Source organism: Pseudomonas sp. GM84, assembly GCF_000282535.1.
GTDB lineage: Bacteria > Pseudomonadota > Gammaproteobacteria > Pseudomonadales > Pseudomonadaceae > Aquipseudomonas.
In genome coordinates this window covers 1-16,288 of record NZ_AKJC01000258.1, presented here as the reverse complement: position 1 = coordinate 16,288, position 16,288 = coordinate 1, and the positions used below count along the sequence as shown (strand labels likewise).

At 60.6% G+C, this 16,288-nt stretch carries 15 protein-coding genes; 7 read left to right on the top strand and 8 right to left on the bottom strand.

The features are described from left to right. Positions 1 to 104 precede the first annotated feature (104 nt). Positions 105 to 983, bottom strand: coding sequence for a serine hydrolase domain-containing protein (locus tag PMI38_RS20185; protein ID WP_008097894.1), 879 nt, complete (start codon positions 981 to 983; stop codon positions 105 to 107). 45 nt (positions 984 to 1,028) lie between these two features. Between PMI38_RS20185 and PMI38_RS20180 the strand changes: the two genes are divergently transcribed. Beyond that, positions 1,029 to 1,403 (top strand): hypothetical protein, encoded by a 375-nt coding sequence (locus PMI38_RS20180; RefSeq protein ID WP_238540207.1) that lies wholly within the window; start codon positions 1,029 to 1,031, stop codon positions 1,401 to 1,403. A 143-nt stretch (positions 1,404 to 1,546) separates the two neighbouring features. On the opposite strand, the gene PMI38_RS20175 is transcribed toward PMI38_RS20180, so the two are convergent. Next, positions 1,547 to 2,635 (bottom strand): polyamine ABC transporter substrate-binding protein, encoded by a 1,089-nt coding sequence (locus tag PMI38_RS20175; protein WP_008097892.1) that lies wholly within the window; start codon positions 2,633 to 2,635, stop codon positions 1,547 to 1,549. A gap of 43 nt (positions 2,636 to 2,678) precedes the next feature. Beyond that, complete coding sequence (locus PMI38_RS20170; protein WP_043274024.1) at positions 2,679 to 3,977, bottom strand: NAD(P)/FAD-dependent oxidoreductase; 1,299 nt, start codon at positions 3,975 to 3,977, stop codon at positions 2,679 to 2,681. Positions 3,978 to 4,110: 133 nt separating this feature from the next. Between PMI38_RS20170 and PMI38_RS20165 the strand changes: the two genes are divergently transcribed. After that, positions 4,111 to 5,040, top strand: a complete 930-nt coding sequence (locus PMI38_RS20165; protein WP_008097888.1) for a LysR substrate-binding domain-containing protein — start codon at positions 4,111 to 4,113, stop codon at positions 5,038 to 5,040. Here the strand turns inward: PMI38_RS20165 and PMI38_RS20160 are convergent. Then, positions 5,018 to 5,242 carry a YMGG-like glycine zipper-containing protein gene (locus PMI38_RS20160; RefSeq protein ID WP_008097887.1) on the bottom strand — a complete coding sequence of 75 codons (225 nt, stop codon included), beginning with the start codon at positions 5,240 to 5,242 and terminating at the stop codon, positions 5,018 to 5,020. The genes PMI38_RS20165 and PMI38_RS20160 overlap by 23 nt on opposite strands. 11 nt (positions 5,243 to 5,253) lie before the next feature. Next, positions 5,254 to 5,634 carry a hypothetical protein gene (locus tag PMI38_RS20155; protein WP_008097885.1) on the bottom strand — a complete coding sequence of 127 codons (381 nt, stop codon included), beginning with the start codon at positions 5,632 to 5,634 and terminating at the stop codon, positions 5,254 to 5,256. Between the two features lie 144 nt (positions 5,635 to 5,778). Here PMI38_RS20155 and PMI38_RS20150 point away from each other — a divergent pair, with 144 nt between their 5' ends. Together PMI38_RS20150 and PMI38_RS20145 are read left to right on the top strand one after the other, a co-directional pair. After that, complete coding sequence (locus tag PMI38_RS20150; protein ID WP_008097883.1) at positions 5,779 to 6,258, top strand: MerR family transcriptional regulator; 480 nt, start codon at positions 5,779 to 5,781, stop codon at positions 6,256 to 6,258. A gap of 66 nt (positions 6,259 to 6,324) precedes the next feature. Next, on the top strand, positions 6,325 to 7,557 hold the full coding sequence (locus PMI38_RS20145) for an NADH:flavin oxidoreductase/NADH oxidase family protein (protein ID WP_008097880.1): 1,233 nt from the start codon (positions 6,325 to 6,327) through the stop codon (positions 7,555 to 7,557). Positions 7,558 to 7,628: 71 nt separating this feature from the next. Here PMI38_RS20145 and PMI38_RS20140 read toward each other — a convergent pair whose 3' ends face one another. After that, the gene (locus PMI38_RS20140; protein WP_008097878.1) at positions 7,629 to 8,900 is read right to left on the bottom strand and encodes a Rid family detoxifying hydrolase; all 1,272 of its coding nucleotides are present in this window, start codon (positions 8,898 to 8,900) and stop codon (positions 7,629 to 7,631) included. Positions 8,901 to 9,823: 923 nt separating this feature from the next. Here PMI38_RS20140 and PMI38_RS26740 point away from each other — a divergent pair. Then, positions 9,824 to 10,216 carry a GFA family protein gene (locus PMI38_RS26740; protein WP_081502560.1) on the top strand — a complete coding sequence of 131 codons (393 nt, stop codon included), beginning with the start codon at positions 9,824 to 9,826 and terminating at the stop codon, positions 10,214 to 10,216. 120 nt (positions 10,217 to 10,336) lie between these two features. Here the strand turns inward: PMI38_RS26740 and PMI38_RS20135 are convergent, their stop codons facing one another. Further along, a complete protein-coding gene (locus PMI38_RS20135; RefSeq protein ID WP_008097876.1) occupies positions 10,337 to 11,053 on the bottom strand; it encodes a murein L,D-transpeptidase catalytic domain family protein in 717 nt (238 codons plus the stop codon). Positions 11,054 to 11,160: 107 nt separating this feature from the next. Beyond that, positions 11,161 to 12,195 (bottom strand): L,D-transpeptidase, encoded by a 1,035-nt coding sequence (locus tag PMI38_RS20130; RefSeq protein WP_008097875.1) that lies wholly within the window; start codon positions 12,193 to 12,195, stop codon positions 11,161 to 11,163. Positions 12,196 to 12,494: 299 nt separating this feature from the next. Here PMI38_RS20130 and PMI38_RS20125 point away from each other — a divergent pair, with 299 nt between their 5' ends. Continuing rightward, a complete protein-coding gene (locus PMI38_RS20125; RefSeq protein ID WP_043274020.1) occupies positions 12,495 to 14,117 on the top strand; it encodes a methyl-accepting chemotaxis protein in 1,623 nt (540 codons plus the stop codon). 274 nt (positions 14,118 to 14,391) lie between these two features. Then, on the top strand, positions 14,392 to 16,185 hold the full coding sequence (locus tag PMI38_RS20120; protein WP_008097870.1) for an alpha/beta fold hydrolase: 1,794 nt from the start codon (positions 14,392 to 14,394) through the stop codon (positions 16,183 to 16,185). Positions 16,186 to 16,288 lie beyond the last annotated feature (103 nt).

Here is a 16,288-nt window from a genome sequence, read left to right as displayed (position 1 = left end):
AGGCAGCGCGGAGCATGGCACCGGCTTCGCCGGTGTTCGCGGGACAAGCCCGCTCCCACAGGAATCGCGTCGAGCAAGACAGTTGCTCACACAGGCTTGCGCACCTAGCGTAGGGCTTGCACCAGTTGTTCGACAACGTGCGCTTCAACGACTCCTTCGGTTGCGCCCGGCTCAAAGGCAGCACAACAAACCGATGTCTCTGCATCGCGTATTCGGTAGACGGCAATGACACTGCCCGGCCCGCAGCCTGTGTGTCCGCACAAGGTAAATCCACCCTCAACAGCCCCCTGCATCACCCCAAGGCCATAGCCCGGGGTGAGCCATGGACGTCCGGGAATCGGGCCGCCCAGTGTCCGGGCCGCCTGCATTTCCAGGAGCAAGGCCGTAGGGAGAAGTTCTCCGGAGAAGAGTCGATCCAACAGTAACGCTGCTTGTGAAACCGGGCCGATCAGCAAACCATGGTAGACCCAGCCGGGGTCGTAGCTTGAGTGGCTTCCAAGAGCGGTCACCTGCAAGTCAGCACGCGTTTTAGCGAAGCGCACGTTCGACAGGCCCAGCGGGTTGAGGACACGTTGACTCACGGCATCATTGAGCGGCAGGTCCGTCTGCCGTTCGATGTGCCTGCCGACGAGCATGTAGCCCACATTCGAATAACGCCACGCGGTGCCTGGGCTGTAGCGAAGCCGAGTGCCATCGAGTCGCTGCATCATTTCACTTGCCGACCAGGCAGACTCACCGTTGGCCACCGCGGCGTGATAAGCCGCCAGCTCGCCATAATCGGCGAGGCCGGCCTCATGCCGCAGTAGCTGGCGCAACGTGAAAGGCTGATCAGGAATCGGGGCGTCCAATCCGACACGGCCATCACGCACCAAGGTCAGGGCTGTCGCTGCCAGAACTGTTTTTGTAAAGCTCCACCAGGGGGCCGTCAGGTCTGATCGGTCAGGCGGTTGTGGTTGACCATTGACGATGAGTGAACCGAGCATTGGCTTCCTTGGCGTGTTGAGATCGAGAACGCTACAAGATACCCCATGCCAACCCTGGGTATTGCCCATGGACATTGCTTGGATGAATGGCAGTTCCTTGGCCTGCGGGACGTTCGGAAATCAGCTGTACTTAACATCCGGCATCGAGCTCCTGGAGATCAGATAATGAAAACGCACAGGACGTTTGGTTGGATAGCCATGATTTTTCTTCTGGTGGCGAACGGGGCATCCTGGGCGGCCACCGAAAGAGCCGAGAAGCGTCGTGCCGCGCGCGATGTCAGGCAGGAAACGCGCCAGGATGCGCGTGAGACGAAACAGGATTGTCGAGCGGCCGATCTTCAAAGCAATCCCCGCTGTCGACAGGATAAGCGGCAAACGAAGCAGGAAGGACGTCAAAAAGCCCGGGATATCAAGTACTGACGCGAAGGGAATCGCTGAATGTTGGGGCCGCTTCGCGGCCCATCGCCGGCAAGCGCGGCTCCCACAGGGGGGGTGGGGTGGTACTGATACTTCTGTGGGAGCCGGCTTGCCGGCGATGAGGCCGGCACCGGCAACAGAACCTGTCACCTGCCGCTGGTCACTCGCGTCCACAACCGCGTGCTCAAGCGCATGCCGGCCGGGGACAGGGTCTGGATCGGAAACAGCGTATCGAGCACCTCCTGGGGTGGGTACACCGCCGGGTTCCCGCGCAGCGCGGGGTCCACGTACTGGAGCGCTGCCGCATTGCCGCTGGGGTATTTCACCGCGTTGCTGATATGCGCCATGACCTGGGGGTCGAGCAGGTAGTTCAGGTAGGCATAGGCGGCATCCAGGTGCGGCGCCGCTTTGGGTATCACCACCATGTCGACCGCCACCGTGGAACCTTCGCGGGGAATGCTGTAGCCCAGGTGCACGCCATTGTTCGCCTGTTGGGCGCTGGTCATCGCCTGCAGCACATCGCCACTGAAACCGATGGCCACGCAAATATTGCCGTTGGCCAGGTCGCTGACGTACTTGGACTGGTGGAAGTAGCTGATCGAGGGACGAATGTTCATCAGTGCCGCTTCGACCTTCTTCAGGTCTTCGGGGTTCTGGCTGTGCGGGTCGAGCCCGAGCACCTTCAGGGTGATCGGCACGATCTGCGTCGGGTTGTCGAGGAAGGCCACGCCACAGGCGCTGAGCTTGCGGATGTTTTCCGGGTTGAACAGCAGCTGCCAGGACTGGGTGACATCGGTGTTGCCGAAGATGGCCTTGATCTTGTCGACGTTGTAGCCGATGCCGGTGGTCACCCACATGTAGGGGATGGCGTGGCGGTTGCCGGGGTCGCTGGCCTGCATCAGCTGCATCAGCTTGGGGTCGAGGTTGTTCCAGTTGGGCAGGCGGCTGCGGTCGAGCTCCTGGATGGCACCGGCCTTGATCAACCTGGGCAGGAAGTGGTTGGACGGGCTGACCAGGTCGTAACCGCTGCCACCGGTCATCAGCTTGGCCTCGGTGGTCTCGTTGCTGTCGATCAGGTCGTAGGTAGGCTGAATGCCGGTGCGGCGGGTGAATTCGACCAGGGTGTCGTCGGCAATGTAGCCGCTCCAGTTGGCGATGTTCACCGAATCGGCGGCCTGGGCCGCCAGGCTGAACAGCGCCGTGCAGAACACGGCCATGCGGGTGCGTTTCATCATCTTGCCCTCTGTTGTTGTAAGTGTGTGCAAGCGCTTGCCGGCGTCAACGTTCCAGCTTGGCCCGGCGCACTTCCCAGGCCATGCGCAGGGAAGCGCCGATGTCGAAGAAGGGTCGTGGCGGCAGGTAGCCCGGGTGAGCCTGGCCCAGGACATCGCCGAGCAAGGGGGATGTCGCGCCGGTGGCCATCTCGACCAGCAAGCGGCCCCACAAGGTGCCGCGCGCGACGCCCGAGCCGTTGCACCCGGCCACTGCATGCAGCCCCTCGTCGATGCGGCCGAAGCAGGGCTCGCCCGAACGGGTGCCGCTGAGGTGGCCCGTCCAGGTGAATTCGATGTCCTGGGCGCTCAGTCCGGGGAAGCGTTTGCGCAACCCCTCGACATGCTGCTGTTGGCGGGCCTGCAACTGGGCTGGCTGCAGATCCCGCTGGCGGTATTCCACGGTGTTGCGGATCAGCAAGCGCCGGCCCGGCAACAGGCGCAGGGTAGCCCCGCCCGGCAAGGTCGACAGCACGCCCCAGCCGCGTTCGCCGAACAGGCTCTGCCAGTGGCGCTCTATCAGCGGGCGGGTGATGCTGGCGCTCAGTTCCAGCGGGAAGGTGCCGCTGTGGTGCACACCCACTCTGGGCAGGAAGGCACCGACGCAAGCCAGCACCTGGCCTGCGACCACTTCGCCCGCCTCGGTCCGCACTTGCCAGCCGTGGCCTGCACGGCGCAGGCCGAGGACTGCGCTGTTCTCGAAGACTTCGACGGTGACGGGCAGGCTGTCCGCCAGGCCGCGCACGTACTTGGCCGGCTGCAGCAAGGCATTGCCGCCCGCGCAATGAATGGCGCGGGTGTAGAAGCTGCTGCCCAGGCGCTGTTGCAAGGGCTCACCCTCCAGGTAGCGGGCGCTGGCGCCTACGGCCTGGAGGGTCTGGAGCACGCTTTCGACCTGCTGCAGGTGCGCAGGCTGGTGCACGGCGAAGTGATAGCCAGCGTCGTCGTATTCGCAGTCGATACCCAGCTCGCCCATGCGCTTGCGCACTTCCTGCCCCGCTGCAACGCCAATGCGCGAGGCCACCTCGAAACTGGCGAATCCGGGTTTTCCGAGCAGTTCACCGGGCGCGGGCATTTCGTGGCTCACGGCGAAACCCGAGTTGCGCGCCGAAGCGCCCTGAGCGACGCGTTGCCGGTCGAGCAGGATGATGCGTTGCCCTGGAAAGCGTGCGGCCAGCGTGTGCGCTGCGGCGAGACCGGTGATGCCACCACCGATGATCAGCCAGTCGCTGGCGTGATGGCCTTCAAGGCGCGGGTGCGGGGCGGACTCGCCGGCCAGCGCGATCCATCCACAGCGGTTGTCGATTGCCATCAGCTCCTCCACAATCAATGCGCACGGGTTATTGACGTGAAATCGGAGTGCGCTCTCATCCCTTAATTTACGGGGGCTGGAGATGGCTTTCTAACGCTAATATTTCATTCAGCTATTCAGAAAACGCATGGATAAATTCTTTCGTCCGCCGTCGCTCCAGGCCCTGCAGGCGCTTGTTCAGGTCGCGGACAGCAGCAGCTTTACCGAGGCTGCCAGGCAGTTGCACCTGACCCAGAGTGCGATCAGTCGGCAGATTCAGCAGCTGGAGGAGCACTACGGTGTGGCCCTGTTCGACCGCACCAGCCGCCGGGTGGCGCTGACGGATCAAGGTCGGGATGTGCATGCCGTGGCCAAGGGCATGCTGGAGGACATGCGTGCGCTGGCTCAACGGCTTTCGCCCGAGCCACAGGACCGGCCCTTCCGGATTCGGATCTTCGTTTCGCTGGCCGTGCGCTGGTTGCTACCGAGGTTGAGCAGTTTCTATGCGCTCAATCCCGCGTTGTGCCTGTCCATCGAGACGGTCAGTGGCGAGGTGGTGGAGACCAGTGGGGATTGCGATGCGTATGTGCTGTATCTGCGCGAAGGGCTTGATGAGCGGCCTCTGACGGTGTTGTTCGATGAGTATCTTGTGCCTGTTTGTGCGCCCTCCCTCGGCGATGGACAGGCGCTGCCCCGCTCGCTCGAGGCGCTGGGCAGTCACGCACTGATCCATGGCTCGACCGGGCGGCATGAGTGGAACTTGTGGTTGAAGGCGCATCACGATCAGCCTGAGCGGGCTTACAAGCACCTGATGTTCAACCTCGATGACCTGGCCCTGGATGCAGCTGCCCGTGGGTTGGGTGTGGCGATGACGGATCAGATGCTGGCGCACGATGCGCTGGTGCGGGGGGATCTGGTCGTGCCGTTTGGCGAGCCGCTGAAGACCGGGGGTGTCTATGCGCTCTGGTTACGCGACAGCGGTGCAGCGCACCCGGCGTGCAAGGCAGTGCTGCATTGGTTCGAAGAACAACTGGAGCAAACGCGGGTTGGCCCGTTTACTTCTGCTGCCTGCCCCTGATGTTGCCGACAACCCCGCCGGCCACGGCCCCGACCGCTGCGCCCGTCCATCCACTGCCACCGGCGATCGCGGCTATGCCAGCGCCGGCCGCAGCACCGATGGCCGCACCGCTCACCGTCCCCTGCTGCTCAGCGCTCATCGAGGTGCAGCCGATCGCACTCGCTGCGGCGAGAGCTACGGCAAAAAATCTCAAACGCTTCATGTTCACCTCCGCTACTTATTCTGTTTCAGTCCGGGCTGTACCATCTCGAACCAGATGGTCTCGATGACGGGCCGTTTAACCTGGTCGGGATGGGCGGCGTACCACTGATTGAGCTTTTCGCGGACAGTATCGAGCGTTTCGCCCTTCAAGCCCCTGCCGAAGCGTGGAATCAGGCTCTGCTCATCGGACGGCGGCTTCGCGCCATAGTAGGCCGCCTCTACCTCGTAGGCATTGGCGATGCCGATGAGATAGACCTTCTTGAGCTGCTCCGTCGACTGCATCCATTGCTCGCCGGTGATCATGGCAACGCCTTCGGCGCGCGCCATACCCGATGCCGTCACCAGGGCCATCCATGCCAACCAGACCAGGCTGCCCCATCGCAATGCGCTCATCGTCTTTCCTCCTCGCCAGGATGAACTTCGACACCTGCATCTCGTTTCACGGCTGAGCAACACGTTGCACCTGAGCGGCTTGGCTCCCCGGTGACTTCAGGTTTAAAGTCAACTTCAAGGTCCACGGTTTTTTCAGGGTGAATTATGAGAATAGGCCAACTGGCGAAGATCAGCGGGTTGGCGCCGTCACGCATCCGTTTCTACGAGGCAAGCGGCCTGATCCAATCCGTCGAGCGTAAAGCAAATGGCTACAGGGACTACGCGCCGGATACCGAGTGGGTTCTGAAGATCATCACTGGCGCGCAGGCGGCGGGGTTTTCATTGGAACAGATCAGGCAATTGATGCCGATGAATACCGGCGGCTGGCAGCACGATGAGTTGCTCAGTGGTCTCAAGCAAAAAGTCGAGGAAATCGGCGCTCTGCAGCAACGGCTGGCCGAGAACAAAGCGCAACTTCTGCTCGTCATCCAGGGCATCGAAAACAAGCCCGAGGGCATGGCGTGCGAGGACAATGCGCAATTGCTGCTCAAGCGTCTGCGCGATGAAGGGGTTGCCCCTGCTTCAGGTAAACGTGCAGCAACGAGCTCCAAGGGAAAAAACGCCCGTCGGGCGCCCGGGACCTGAAAAGCGCTTGACCTTGAAGTTGACTTTAATCTTAAGGTGGCCTCCTCTCCAGTTGAGGGCTGCGCCATGAATGTGTTCGATTCCCTGATTCTCCCCAGCGGTTCCACCCTCAAGAACCGAATCGCCAAAGCCGCCATGGAAGAAAACATGGCTGACGCCGACCAGGCGCCCTCCGAAGCATTGATGCGTCTGTATCAGGCGTGGGCCGACGGGGGTGCCGGCCTGATCATCAGCGGCAACGTGATGGTCGACGGCCGCGCCATGACCGGACCGGGTGGCGTGGTGTTGCAGGATGACAAGCAACTGGACAAGTTCAGGCGCTGGGCGCGTATCGGCCGATCCGGCGGCGCGCAGTTCTGGTTGCAGATCAATCATCCGGGACGTCAGATGCAGGCCAACCTTGGGCAAAAAACCTGGGCTCCGTCGGCGGTGTCGCTGGACTTGGGTAGCCTGTCCAAACGTTTCGCCACGCCTCACGCCATGACGCCAAAGGTGATTGAAGAGGTTATCCAGCGCTTTGCAAACACCGCTCGACTGGGCGAACGCGCCGGTTTCAACGGGGTAGAAATCCACGCCGCCCATGGCTATTTGCTGAGCCAGTTCCTTTCGCCGCTGACCAATCAAAGAACGGACAGATGGGGAGGTTCCTTGAAGAACCGAGCGCGCCTGTTGGTTGAAATCGTCAAGGCGGTAAAGGCCGTGGTTTCGGCTGATTTTTCAGTGGCAGTCAAACTCAATTCTGCCGACTTCCAGCGCGGAGGGTTCACGGCGGATGATGCAAAAAAGGTGGTTGAGTTACTCAATGACCTGGGCGTGGACCTGGTTGAGTTATCCGGCGGCAGCTATGAAGCACCCGCCATGCAGGGCGAAGCGCGCGATGGTCGGACCTTGGCCCGCGAGGCTTATTTCGTGGAGTTTGCCCGTGACATCCAGACCGTCGCCAAAATGCCCGTGATGGTCACCGGTGGCATACGTCGACGTCCGGTTGCCGAAAGCGTCGTGCAGAGCGGTGTGGACATGGTGGGCATCGCAACGGCGTTGGCCATCGATCCCCACCTTCCTCGTGACTGGCTGCAGGGCAAGGACAACGCCCCGCAACTGCCGCCGATCACTTGGAAGAACAAGGCCATCGCGGCCTTGGCGAACATGGCGGTGGTGAAGTTTCAATTGCACAAACTGAGTCGGGCCAAAACGCCAAATCCGAGCGTGTCGCCGTTGCGGGCGCTGATCCTGCAGCAGCTCGCCATGGCATTTCGCACCCGCCAGTATCGGCGTTGGGTAGATAAGCGTTCGATGTAAGTCGATGGCCACAACTGAAGAAAGGAAGCTGGGGCTAGCCCCAACTTCCCTTTCTCGTCACTGACTGTCTGCTATTTTTTGGGCGGTGTGCCTTCAGCGTTTGCCAGCACCACGTCGATTTGCACCCGTGCATTTTCAGGAAGCGCGGACACGCCCACTATCCGGCGCGCAGGAACGCCGCCTGGGAAAAATGCCGTGTACACCTCATCCAGTGCAGCAATATCTTCGATGTTCTTGAGGAAGATATTGGCCTTCACGACATCGCTCAGGGTGTGGTCGATACTTTCAACAATGGCCTTGATGTTTTTCAAGCATTGTTCAGTCTGCTCCTTTACTCCGCTGCCCACCACCTTTCCGGTGTTAGGGTCCAACGGTAATTGCGCAGAGAGGTGGTTGTAATGAGAAAAGGCTACCGTTTGGGTAGACAGCGCATGCGTGGGAGCGTTCGCCGTATTATTTGCCTTGATGACAATCCCGTGCCTGTCTTCAACCAGTTGCGGTGGTGTGCCGTCGCCGTGGGATACCACGGCTTCTATTTGCACTAAAGCGTCCAGGGGTAACCCTGCGGCCGCCACTACTGTGCGCGCGGGGAAATAGCCCACCGCCCGGGCAATGGCCGAATCCGGGAAAAAGGTGGTATAGACTTCGTTGACACGCTCGATGTCCGAGAGATTCTTGACGAAGACAGTAATCTTTACAATGTCATCAAAAGGAACATCAATACCTTCCAGAATCGCCTTGATGTTTTTCAAGCACTGTGTTGTTTGCTCTTTAACACCACCCGCTACCAACTTGCCTGTTTTGGGGTCGATAGGCAGCTGAGCCGAAAGGTTATTGTAATGCGAAAATGCCACGGTTTGCGCAGACAGTGCGCTGACGGGTGCGTTCTCCGTGTTCTTTACCGTTTTAATCAGGTCGCCTGCCTGTGGCGCTTGTGGAATAGTCCCTACGCCGTTTGAAATCAACGCTTCCACTTGCACCAAGGCATCCATGGGCAACGCGGCAACGGCGACGGTCGTCAGCACCGGCACATACCCAGGGAAGAATGTCGAATACACGCTGTTAACCGTATCCATGTCAGCGATATTCTTGAGGAAAATCGTAATCCTTACGACATCTTCCATCGTGTGATCGACACTTTCTACAACCGCCTTGATATTCTTGAAGCACTGTTCAGCCTGCGCCTTTACGCCACCTGCTACCACCGCACCCGATGCGGGGTCGATCGGTAGCTGAGCTGAAAGATTATTATAGTGAGAGAACGCTACAGTTTGAGAGTACGGACCTATGCCTTTCGGAGCATTTCCTGTGTTTCTCGCCAATACCGCGTTATAGCCACTCATAATAGTACTCCCGTTCCTCTGGACTTCGCGGATTGTGTGGCAAGCACCTGTTCCACTGCTGTCGATGGCTGCCACCGTTGGTCCGGACGACTGACCTCACTTCCACGAAGGAATCGCGAGCCAGTGCCGGGGGTGTTCCATGGAGCAGGAGCAATTGTAGTGGTCTCTGCGAGCTGCGCTATTGACTTGGGTTAGGTATTGAACTGAATTGGCTGCGGGACAAATCAATTTGGCATAACTTCAATAGCCGTTCGTTAGGGAATATCTACCGGGTACGACGCCACCCTGCTGTCGCACGACTTTCGGATACCGTGAAGTTTAATTGCGCGTGTTCAAAGCCCGCGAAGGCCGGATGTTGGGTGCCGTGCTGGATGACTGTCACTTCCAGCAACGGCCGTTGACGGCTGCGGGCTTCGAACACTCATGCGGTGGACTCGATTGCTCCCTGGTAGCGTGGGGCTATTGCTCTTCAGTGGGTGCTAGCCCCTCTGTGTCATCGTCAGCGAATTGCTCGGTGAATACAGGTGCGTTGGGGTGCATCGAGTGTGAACCCGTTCTCCCGACTGCCCGAATATATCCAGATGCGTCTTCGTCAGCATATTGCGCGACGGGCAAAGGCGCGTTGGGATGCATCGAGTGTGAACCATTTCTAACGACAGCCTGGACAAATCCAGAGGTGCTGTCGCTAGCGTCGTTTGAATCTGCAAGTGCTGTCAGGCAGGCTGCGCTCAGCAGCGCTGCGGTCATCGCACTCACCAAGGTAGTGCTCATTGTTGTACGCCTCCGTTTAGAGTCGCACCTCGCAGTTTGAACCTCTGGGCAAGAAGCGCGCTGGCAGGTGACCAACGGCCAGGCGCAGTCGGTCGACCGATCGAGCTGGGGCGGTTAGGCTGGCGCTTTTTATCATCTACATGGAGGTGTGTATGGCAGAGACATATCAAGGAAGTTGCTTGTGCACAGCGGTCAGTTACGCGCTACTCGCCCCGCCAAAAGCGGTGAGTCATTGTCACTGCAGCCAGTGCCGCAAAGGTCACGGGGCAGCATTTGCTTCGTATGGCAGCGTCCCGCGTAGCGCACTTCGGATACTTCGCGGCGCCAGCAGCATCAAAACCTATGCTTCTTCACCGACGGTATTGCGCGAGTTCTGTGGGGAATGCGGTTCGACCTTGTTCTGGTCACGGTCGCAAGACAAGTTTGCCGACTGGATTTCGATAGCGCTGGGCACGCTCGATACCGCGTTTCTGCCGCAGAAGGAAAAACACGTTCACGTCGATTGCGCAGCCCCCTGGTACACGCCCCCCCTTTCCAAAGGCTGACGCGCTTTTCTGTGGGAGCTGGCTGGCCAGCGATAGGGCCCGAACAGGCTGTACAAGGAGACTGTCTTTCGCCTGCCCCGGCCTCATCGCCAGCACAGGCAACACGACCAGCCTCTTCCCCTACTTGCTGGCAATCGCCCGATTAGCCAACGGACAACTCTGGTCATTCAGGAACCGCGATTTCTTCAGCCAGTCCTGCTGCGGGTAATAGGCAAACACATAGCTCCCGCGTCGCAGCGTGTCGATCAGCTTGCCGGCAATTGCCGGCCGAACGGCAGGACACCCCTGACTGCGCCCCAAGCGACCGAGACCCGGAACGACCTTGGGATCGGCATAGGCCGCGGCATGCATGACAATCGCCCGCGACATGCTGTTGTCGTTGAACCCCGGCTCCAGCCCCTGCAGGCGCAGCGAGCGACCGTGCTTGCCGCTATAGGTCTGGCCCGTCTCATACAGGCCAATGGAAGATTGGTAGCTGTTCGGCGCGTTGGAGAACGTGGTCGGCACATCGGCGCCGCTGTTCTTGCCATGGGCAACCCACTCCTCGAACAGCAGCTTCCGGGCTTGCAGGTCGAACACCCACAGCCGCTTGTCACGCGAGGCCTTGGAGTAATCGATCACCGTCAGCAACTTGTCCGTGTCGCTATGGCTGGCGCACGAGTAGGCGGTGAGTGCCAGGGCCAAGGTCGAAAAGCTGGCGTTCGGCGCCAACTGCTGCAGCTCGGCGGCGCTAGGCAGGGGTTGCGCCTGGACGGTATGCCAGGCGCTGAGGAAAAACAGGCCAATACTGGCCGCTGAGAGCCGCAGGGCTCCCCGCAAAGGTACGAACATCGACATGGATTATCCTGGTAAAACCTGTCTGAGATCGGAAGCAAGTCCGCCGTAGAGTCATAACCCGTACAGCAAAAAGCCGCTACTTTGCTTGATTTCTACAGGTTTGCCGATCATTTCTTGACCAATGGTTTAGGTTCTTCACTGTCTTCGGTGCTGATCACCGTGAATTTTCCATCGCTGCGCGTATCCCGCGTGGACGCCCAATCGGTGATCACCAGCATCGTGCCGACGTCCATCGCCGCGCGCAAATGACGGCGGAATTCCGGGTTCAAGTTCAATTGCCCCAATTGTTCATAGGGCGTATCCCCATACTCCGGGTTGCTCAGCCCCACCACCGACCAGCGTAAGGGTAGCGCAGCATCAGTTGCCAAGGCGGACGGCTTTTGCAGCAGGGAATACACCGCCATTCCACTGCGATGCTGACTGCTTTCAGGCGACAGTGCCGGCGCCGAGCCGATCAACTGGCCACCGCGAAACACATAGGCGCGCAGGTCGGCTCGACTGATCAGGATCGACAGGGGTCCCGAGGTCGGGTCCGGATCGTCCCAGAACTGTTGGTTGCTCAATACCAGCGGGCCCTGGGGTTTGCCTTCGCTCACCGTCGGTGCCAGCACGCCGGGGTGGTAGACCTCCACCGGTGCACTGTGGGTATCGGAAACGATGACGGTGGTCGAACTGAAACCGGTGACTTCATACAGCTTCTTGGCAAATCCCATCGGCAGGCGCACGCAACCATGCGAAGCGGGGTATCCCGGCAGATGGCCCGCGTGCAGGGCAATGCCGTCCCACGTCAGCCGCTCCATGTAGGGCATCGGTGCGCTGTTGTAGAGGCTGGACTTATGCTCGACCTTTTTCTGCAGGATGCTGAATACCCCGGTGGGGGTTTCCCGGCCTGGCTTGCCGCTGCTCACGGTACTGACGCCGATGGCGATGCCATTGCGATAGACGTAGGCACGTTGCTCGGTGAGGCTGATCACCACGGTCACCGGCCCCACCGGCGAGACTTGCGGGTACCAGAGAAACTGACCAGGCTTGAGGCTATCGAGCTGGCTCCTGAGCTGGGCCGGGGTAGGCACCTGCAGCGGTGCCGCTTCGACCAATGCGACAGCAAGTAACAGGCCCAGTCCGAGCGGTATATGCAACATCGAATCCATCCTCATAGAAGCATCGCGCCAGCTTAATCGGAACATTCACCCTCGAGCAAATGCGTGGAGCCCCCGCAACGGTTGGCATGAAATAGAAAGAAAATGGCGTCGAATGTAAAGCCGGTCTCCAAACAATCGTGTAGAAAAATCCGCGGCCAGTTTCGGCACTGCGCGCAGGGTAAGGCACAGCGCTGTAAACCGCTGCCCGTTCCACCCTTAACTTCCTTGCAATTGGCATTGTGTGAAGGAGCACCGATGGCTAGCGCCGATTGCTCAAAAAAATACAAGAAGAACCCGATATGTTCAGGAATGTCAGTATCGCTTGGCGTGCATCCGTTGGTTTCAGCCTGATTACAGTGTTGACTGCAGGGTTGGGTATGTTTGCGTTGTCCAAGCTGGACGAAATGCGTGAAAGCACCCGGCAGATAAGTGACGATTGGTTACCCGGGGTGATGGTCTTGAGTCACGGCGCGCAAAACGTTCAACGCATCCGCGCCTTGACCCTGCGCGTCATGATCAACCGCGACCCGCAAAGCCTTGAGCAGAACTACAACAAGATGGACTTGCTCAAGGTCGAAACCAAAAATGAATTGGAGCACTACGAACAAACCATTCTCGTCGATGAAGACCGAGCATTGTTCGAGCGCTTCAAGACCGCCGCGGCGGCCTACATGTCACTTCAGGCCCAAGTGATCGAGTTGTCGCGCAAGAATCAACTCGACGAGGCCCGAAACCTCATCAATGGCGAGATGAACCCGCGTGCGGACGAGCTGAGCAAGACACTCAACGACCTGATCGAATTCAATAACCGTGGTGCCAATGGTGCTGCTTCGAACAGTGTCGAGGTCTTCAATAGTGCCCGCAGTGGCGTTATCGGCGTGCTGATAGTCGTCGCGCTGGCGTCATGCCTCATTGCCGTTGTCTTGATTCGCAGCATCGTCCTGCCGCTGCGTCAATCCGTCCAGTTGGCCGAGACGGTGGCAACCGGCAATCTCACGACAAGCACCGTGGTGGTCGGCCGTGATGAACCCGCGCGGTTGATGGGCGCACTGATGACCATGCAGCGCAGCCTGCGTGACACCATCCTGGCGATCTCCGAATCATCCAATCAGTTGGCGTCGGCTGCCGAAGAACTGAGTGCAGTGACTGAAAATGCAAGTCTGGGGCTGCATCAGCAAAATGGCGAGGTCGAGCAGGCGGCCACGGCGGTCAATGAAATGACCAGCGTGGCGGAGGATGTTGCCCGCAATGCGCAGGCCACGGCCGATGCCACGCGCGAGTCCGACCAGACCGCGCAGCATGGGCGCCAGCAGGTGTTGCGTACCGTCGAGGCGATTGCCGAACTGGCCACTGGCGTAACGGCCACCGCCGGTGAGGTAGAAAGCCTGGCAGGCCGGGTACGGGACATCAGCCAGGTGGTAGATGTCATTCGCACGGTTGCCGAGCAAACCAATCTACTGGCACTCAATGCGGCCATCGAAGCGGCCAGGGCGGGTGAGGCCGGTCGCGGTTTTGCCGTGGTCGCCGACGAAGTGCGCAGTCTTGCGCATCGCACCCAGCGCTCGACCCAGGAAATCGAGCAACTGGTCATGGCCATCGAACAGGGCACCGTGCAGGCAGTCAACGCAATGCAAGGAAGCAACACCCGCGCGCAGGGCACCCTGGAAGTGGCCCAGGCAGCGGGTCAAGCGCTCGATCAGATTGCGTCTTCATTCGCGCAGATCAATGAACGTAACCTGGTGATCGCCAGTGCGGCGCAGGAGCAAGCGCACGTAGCCCGGGAAGTGGATGGCAACCTCGTCAACATCCGCGAACTGGCTTCGCAGAACGCCGCCGGTGCGACACAAACCAGCGCAGCCAGCCAGGAACTGTCGCGGCTGGCCGTTTCACTCAATGGTCTGGTGTCGAACTTTGTGGTTTGACCCAAGTTGCTCGTCACTCTGAGTTGTCCTCATCGCCGGCAAGCCGGCTCCCACATTGACTCAGGCCTGACACTGTTTATGTGGGAGCCGGCTTGCCGGCGATAAGGCCCGTGCTGCCAACAAATACCGCTTGGGGTGCCTCCAGCTCGTCGGCCCAGTATCGCCCTCGTCATGAAGTGAAAAACCGCTGTCGTGGGATGAGAAGTGGCCGCAGCCACTGCTGCCGTAGAGTCGGCGCACAACAAAACAAAAGCCTGGAAGCACGAGAGCCACCATGAGCAGATCCACCCGAACGAGCGAGACTGCAATCCCCACCCAGCGTCCCCCTGCAACCGCCCGGAAGCGTCGCGTACGCAAGAAGGTCGATCTCCCGGACAACACCGAGCACCAAGCACTGATCGGCACCGCTGCCAACCAGACCCTGGCGGGCAATCCACTGGTCAGCGTGCGCCCCGCCGACCTGGCCAGCTCCGCCGGCTACCTGCTCAAGGCCGTGGGCAAGTCGCCGCTCAAGGCGGGTGCTCATCTGGGCGGCTACCTGAAGGCGCTGCGCGGCATCGTCGGTGGCAACTCCTGCCTCGCGCCAGACCCGAAGGACAAGCGCTTCGCTGATCCGGCCTGGCAGTCCAACGTCTTCCTGCGCGCCCTGTTGCAGAGCTACCTGGCTGGCCAAACCGAGCTGACCCGCTTCATCGAGTCCACCGACCTTGCCCCGCTGGAAAAGAGCCGCGCCCGGTTCGTGGCAGCGCTCCTGGCCGATGCCGTGGCCCCGAGCAACTCCCCGCTGACCAATCCGGCGGCGCTGCGCAAGCTGGTGGACACCGGAGGCATGAGCCTGGCCAGGGGCGCCCGCCAGTTCGGCGAGGACATGCTGCACAACCGTGGGTTGCCCAGACAGGTCGACAGCACGCCGTTCAAGGTGGGCGAGAACATCGCCACCGCCAAGGGCGAAGTGGTGTTTCGCAACGAGATGTTCGAGCTGCTGCAGTTCGCGCCCACCACCGAAAACGTCTTTGCCCGGCCCTTGGTGATGTCGCCACCACAGATCAACAAGTACTACGCCATTGACCTCGCGCCGGAAAAAAGTCTGATCAAGTGGATTCAGGACAGCGGCGTGAACCTCTTCGTCATCAGTTGGCGCAACCCCACCCGCGAGCATCGCGACTGGGGCTTGTCCGAATACGCGATGTGCCTCGACCAGGCGGTGGACGTGGCGCGCAAGATCACCGGCAGCCCGGATGTGAACATGTGGGGCTCCTGCTCGGGCGGCATCACCCTGGCAGCCTACCTGGGCTGGCTGGCGGCCCGTGGCGAAGGCCACAAGGTGGCCAATACCAGCTGGGCCGTGTGCGTGCTCGACATGCCCTCGGCGCTGGACGACACCACCCTGGGGCTGTTCACCACCCCGTCCGCCCTGCGCGCGGCCAAGGCCAGCTCCCGGCGCAAGGGGGTGCTGAGCGGCCAGGGCATGGCCCGCATGTTCGCCTGGATGCGCCCCAACGACCTGATCTGGAACTACTGGGTCAACAACTACCTGCTGGGCAACAAGCCACCGGCTTTCGACATCCTGGCCTGGAACAACGACACCACACGCCTCCCCGCCCAACTGCACGCGGACTACCTCGACCTGATCCAGCAGAACCCCTACAGCAACCCGGGCACCCTGGAGATTGCCGGCGAGTCGATCGACATGACCCAGGTGAAGGTGGGCGCCTATGTGGTTGGCGGCACCACCGACCACATCACCCCCTGGCAGGGCTGCTACGGCACCGCAAGGCTGTTTGGCGAGGACACCACCTACGTGCTGTCCAATGCCGGCCACTTGCAGAGCCTGGTGAACCCGCCGGGCAACCCCAAGTCCTTCTACTATGCGGCGCCAGCCGAAGCCGAGACTCCCGAAACCTGGCTGGAGAACGCCGGGGAGCGCCAGCAAGGCAGCTGGTGGCCGCATTGGCGCGAGTGGATCGGGGAGCACTCGGGTGACAGCCTGCCGGCGCCGAAGAAGCTCGGCTCACGCAAGTACCCGCCCCTCTGCCCCGCACCTGGCACCTATGTCATGGAGCGTTGAGGCTGCCCTCTCCTTCTGATCTGTTGCCCATGTGGGAGCGGGCTTGCCCCGCGAAACAGGCAGCGCGGAGCATGGCACCGGCTTCGCCGGTGTTCGCGGGACA